Source organism: Syntrophomonas sp. UBA5494 (assembly GCF_002426325.1).
On sequence record NZ_DIPG01000083.1, the window covers coordinates 1 to 5,291 of the forward strand.

Annotated in this window: 5 protein-coding genes; all 5 read left to right on the forward strand. The window is 53.1% G+C overall.

Features of this window, described 5'->3' with window-relative positions:
• On the forward strand, positions 1 to 348 hold a 348-nt coding region (locus tag B3W37_RS09130; RefSeq protein ID WP_483175485.1), incomplete at its 5' end, for an iron hydrogenase small subunit.
• Positions 349 to 567: 219 nt separating this feature from the next.
• Entirely contained in the window at positions 568 to 1,656 is a 1,089-nt protein-coding gene (locus tag B3W37_RS09135; protein ID WP_483175490.1) for a BMP family ABC transporter substrate-binding protein, read from the forward strand.
• A gap of 63 nt (positions 1,657 to 1,719) precedes the next feature.
• On the forward strand, positions 1,720 to 3,255 hold the full coding sequence (locus tag B3W37_RS09140) for an ABC transporter ATP-binding protein (RefSeq protein ID WP_483175487.1): 1,536 nt from the start codon (positions 1,720 to 1,722) through the stop codon (positions 3,253 to 3,255).
• A 31-nt stretch (positions 3,256 to 3,286) separates the two neighbouring features.
• Positions 3,287 to 4,357 carry an ABC transporter permease gene (locus B3W37_RS09145; protein WP_483175489.1) on the forward strand — a complete coding sequence of 357 codons (1,071 nt, stop codon included), beginning with the start codon at positions 3,287 to 3,289 and terminating at the stop codon, positions 4,355 to 4,357.
• Positions 4,354 to 5,283: an ABC transporter permease gene (locus B3W37_RS09150; protein ID WP_481042026.1), complete on the forward strand. Its 930-nt coding sequence runs from the start codon at positions 4,354 to 4,356 to the stop codon at positions 5,281 to 5,283. The genes B3W37_RS09145 and B3W37_RS09150 overlap by 4 nt, the downstream gene beginning before the upstream one ends.
• The last annotated feature ends 8 nt before the right edge of the window (positions 5,284 to 5,291 follow it).

Below are 5,291 nucleotides of genomic sequence, written 5' to 3' on the forward strand. Positions count from 1 at the left end.
AAAATCAATGGTATGGATGTGCGCATCGCCGTTGCTCACGGGCTGGGAAATGCCAGAACACTCCTGGAAAGTATCCGGGATGGTTCATGCCGCTACCACGCTATCGAAATTATGGCTTGTCCCGGCGGCTGCGTGGGCGGCGGCGGGCAGCCTTATCACCACGGTGACATCGAGGTATTGAAGGCTCGCACCAGGGCCATCTACAATGAAGACCGGAATAAAACCCTGAGAAAGTCTCATGAAAATTCGTATGTACAGGAGCTTTATAAGGAATTCCTGGGGAAACCTTATCAAGATAAAGCGATCAAATTCCTGCACACTCACTATACGGAGCGGGAAAATATTTAACAAAATGAACCTGCTTGCACAAATTGAGGAGTTGCATTTGATAAAAGCCGTTAATGCGGATATAGATTATTTATTGACGAATAATCGAAATTACTGGAGGAATTGTGCAAGTAAACCAAGAATTAATAACTCCATGTATGCTGCCCCAGTTTGATACTAAAACTATGATTTGAAGGAGGTTGAACCGTGAAGAGACCTACTAGGAAAAATCTGGCCCTAATGCTGCTGCTGGTCTTTATGTTAACGGTTGTAGCAGGCTGTGCAGACAAAAAGGAAGAGTCTCAGACGGCCCCGCCGGCTGCAGGACAGGAGTTGCTGGTGGGCTTTATCTATGTGGGCCCCCCCGGTGATGCGGGTTGGACCTATGCTCACGATCAAGGCCGAAAATATCTGGAAGAGAAACTGCCTTACGTGAAAACCATTTTTCAAGAAAGCGTGAGCGAGGGCGCCGATGCGGAACGGGCTTTAAATGAGCTGGCGCAGAAGGGCTGTAAAGTGATATTCGCCACCAGCTATGGTTTTATGGACAGCGTCATCCAAGTAGCGCCCAAGTATCCGGATGTGGTCTTTATGCACTGCTCCGGCTACAAACGGGATGCCAACGTAGGCACTTACTTTGGGCGGGATTATCAGCCCCGTTATTTGAGCGGCCTGGTGGCAGGCAAGATGACCAAAAGCAACGAAATCGGCTATGTGGCAGCCTATCCGATCCCTGAGGTGATACGCTGTATCAATGCTTTTACGGTAGGGGTACGGGAAGTAAACCCCAACGCTACAGTAAAAGTAGTCTGGACCAATACCTGGTATGATCCGGCCAAGGAGAAACAGGCGGCTTTAAGTCTGATAGAGGACGGCTGCGATTTGATTACGCAGCATCAAGACAGCTATGCGGCCCAACAAGCTGCCGAAGAAAAGGGCGTTTTGGCCATTGGCTGCGACAGTGACATGCACCCCTTCGCCCCCAATGCCAACCTGACTTCCCCCATTTTCAACTGGGGAGACTATTATGTCAGAACAGTTGAACAGGTTAAGAACGGCACCTGGAAAAGCGGAGACTACTGGGGCGGATTGGAAGACGGCATCGTAGCCTTGGCCCCCATTTCCGATAAGGTTCCCGCAGATGTCAAACAAAACGTAGCTGCACAGGAAACCGGTCTTAAGGAAAAGAAATTTGACGTATTTAAAGGCCCCGTCAAAGACCAGCAAGGGAACATTAAAATTGAAGCCGGCCAGACCATGAGCGATCAAGATATGCTGGCCCTTAACTGGTTTGTTGAAGGGGTAGTGGGAACGATTCCTGCACAATAAAGAACAGCCCCGGTTGAAACCAAGGGAGAAGAGGCGGCCCAAGGCCGCCTCTAATATTGAATCATGACAGTTGCCTTAGTGGAAATGCAGAATATTTGGAAATGCTTCCCCGGTGTGCAGGCCAACCGCGGTGTTGACCTGTGCTTGCTGCCCGGGGAGATTCATGCTTTGCTGGGCGAAAACGGAGCCGGTAAAACCACGCTAATGAGTATTCTGGCGGGCATGTATCGCCCCGATAAGGGTAAGATCATACTCAAGGGGCAAGCGGTAGCGTTTAATTCTCCTCAAGACGCTATGGCTAAAGGCATCGGGATGATTTATCAGCACTTTATGCTGGTTCCGCGTTTAACCGTGGCTGAAAACATTATATTGGGAGACAAGCGCTATCCTTTCTGGATACAAAAAAAACAGCTTAAAACGGAAGTTGAAAAGACCATCGCACATTATGGTTTCCAATTGGATCCCGACAAAAAAGTGAGCGGCTTATCGCTGGGAGAACAACAGCGGGTGGAAATACTTCGCGCCCTCTACCGAAAAAGCGAGGTGCTGATTCTTGATGAGCCCACCGCAGTGCTGACCCCCGGGGAGGCCCGGGAGCTTTTTACAATCCTGAGGCAGATGGCAGACGAGGGCCGGGCCGTGATCTTAATTACCCACAAACTCAATGAGGTTATGGCAGTAGCTGATCGGGTAACAGTCTTGCGCAAAGGCGAGGTTGTTGAAAGCCTGCCTATTAGCAGGGTGGACAGTCGCAGCTTGACCCGCACGATGATAGGGCGGGAGACCCGGACGAATTACCGCAAACTCCTAGAGAAAGACGGTTCGGTGGCATTGAAGGTGGAAGCGTTGCAGGTGGCAGGCGACCGGGGAGAGCTTATGGTCAAAGGGATCAACCTGGAGGCTAGAGAAGGGGAGATGGTGGCCATAGCCGGCGTGGCCGGCAATGGACAGGAAGAACTCCTGCAAGCCCTGGCGGGTATGAGAAGGGCAACTGCCGGGCGGGTCTTTTTGCAGGGAAGCGATATCACCCGTCTTACTGTGCGGGAGTTGCTGCAAAGAGGCGTGCGCATGATTCCGGAAGACCGGATGCATACCGGATTGGTCGGCAACTTGGGCGTGGCTGAAAATATCATATTGCGCGATTACCAGAGTCCCGCCTACAGTTCTAAGACCTTATTAAAATCTAAACATATTGATCAGGTGGCAAAGAGCCTGGTGGAGAGGTTTACTATTTCGACCCGCGATTTGATTAGTCCGATTCGCTTGCTATCGGGAGGCAACCTGCAGCGCTTGATGCTGGCCAGAGAACTGCTGCCCAAGCCAGCCTTATTACTGGCGTCCTATCCAGCCCGCGGCCTGGACGTAGGCGCCGCTGAGCATGTTTATGCCCTGCTGGATGAAGCCCGCAGCCAGGGAACCGCTATACTGGCGGTGATGGAAGATCTGGAAGAAATCCTTCAGCACGCTGACAAGGTGGCGGTGATGTATAATGGAAGACTGTCGCCATTGATTCCGACAGGAGAGGCCGCCATGGATCAGCTGGGCGCCTGGATGGCGGGGATAGACTGGCCGCAAGAGGCTTCACCCGCGGTCAGTTAGTCATGTAAAGATTAAAAGGAGTGTTGCTTGAATGCCCTTTCATTTAGTCAGACGGCAAGAGAGCGGTATGGGCATACGCATAATGGTACCGTTGTTTTCGGTGCTTTTATCGCTACTAGCCGGTGCTGTCTTGTTGTGGCTTTACGGGCATTCTCCGCTGATAGTCTATGAGAGCATGCTGAAAAGCGCCTTTGGCAGCTATTACGGCTTTTCGGAGACCCTGGTCAAATCCATCCCGTTGATGCTGGCCGCCTTGGGCATATCTCTGGCTTTTCGCATGAAGCTTTGGAATATTGGCGCTGAAGGTCAAATTTATATGGGGGCGTTCGCTGCCAGCGGGGTGGCCTTGGCCTGGGGGCAGTGGTCGGCCTGGGTGTTGCTGCCGGCGATGATATTGGCCGGCATGCTGGCCGGAGCCCTGTGGGCTTATATACCCGGACTGCTCCGGGCGTCTCTGCAGGTGAACGAAACCCTTAGCTCCTTGTTGCTAAATTATGTGGCAATTCTCTGGGTGGATTATCTGGTCCTGGGGCCGTGGAAGGACCCCAAAGGCCTGAATTTCCCGCTGACCCCGCGTTTTACCGAAAATGCCACTTTACCTACTTGGGGCGATTCAAGAGTACACTTGGGGTTGCTGGCAGCTCTGTTATTGGCGGTCATCCTATGGGTAATAATGCGCCGCAGCCGCTGGGGCTACGAAATACGGGTAATCGGGGAAAGCTGGGATGCGGCCCGTTATGCGGGAATGAATATTTCGCGAAACATCGTACTGGTTATGGCATTAAGCGGTGCATTAGCGGCGCTTGCCGGGGTGTTTGAGGTCGCTGGCATCACCCACCGGCTGCAGCATGGATTGTCTCCGGGTTATGGATATAGCGCCATAATTGTGGCCTGGTTGGGACGCCTGAACCCCCTGGCTATCGTGCCGGTAGCAGTCTTGTTCGGAGGCATGCTGGTGGGGGGCTACAGCATTCAGACCGAAGGGGTGCCGGTATCAATTGCCCTGATTCTTCAGGGATTAGTGCTTTTCTTCCTTTTAGGCGGAGAGGTGTTTCTCAGTCATCGCCTGGCCAGAAATGATAAAAGTGAGGTTGAGGGATGAGCAGTATCATGATGGTTGAGTTCCTGGCCGCAGCGGTTCAAGCCGGAACCCCGCTTTTGTTGGCAGCCTCCGGGGAGATGCTGGCGGAGCGTTCCGGGATAATGAATCTGGGTGTGGAAGGCATGATGCTGATGGGGGCTGTATCAGGTTTTCTGGTTACGGTATTGACCGGCAATAACTGGTGGGGAATCGCAGCGGCGCTGCTGGCCGGGGGTCTGATGGCCTTAATCCATGCCTTGATCTGCATAACCCTGCGCGGCAACCAGGTAGTGAGCGGACTGGCTCTGACTATCTTCGGCAGCGGTTTGAGCGCCTTTATTGGCAAAGGCTATGTCGGCACTCCGCTGACAGATCGTTTCGCTGCTTTTCCAATCCCCGGCCTTTCGGAAATTCCAGGTATTGGCAGGGTGCTGTTTCAACAGGACGCCCTGGTCTACCTGAGTTTTATCCTGGTGCCGGTATTATATCTTTTGCTCTATAAAAGCTCATGGGGCCTGGCTTTGCGCGCCACCGGGGAAGACCCTGCTGCAGCTGACGCCAACGGCATTAACGTAGCTCGGATGCGCTACTTAAATACTTTCCTGGGCGGTGCCCTGGCCGGTTTGGGTGGAGCCTATCTATCCCTGGCCTTTGCCCCGGCATGGATGGAAAACATGACCTCAGGGCGAGGCTGGATTGCCCTGGCATTGGTTATTTTCGGCATGTGGAACCCGCTTTGGGTCATGGCGGGAGCGTATCTATTCGGCGGGGTTGAGGCCTTGACCTTTCGACTTCAAACCATCGGGGTTACTATCTCCCCGCTGTTTTTACAGATGCTGCCCTATGTCCTGACGATCCTGGTCTTGATCGCAGCCGTACAGAGACGGGCACAGGAGGCCGGACCGCCGGCAGCCCTAGGGCTGCCTTATGACAGGGAAGAGCGCTGACGGATTAG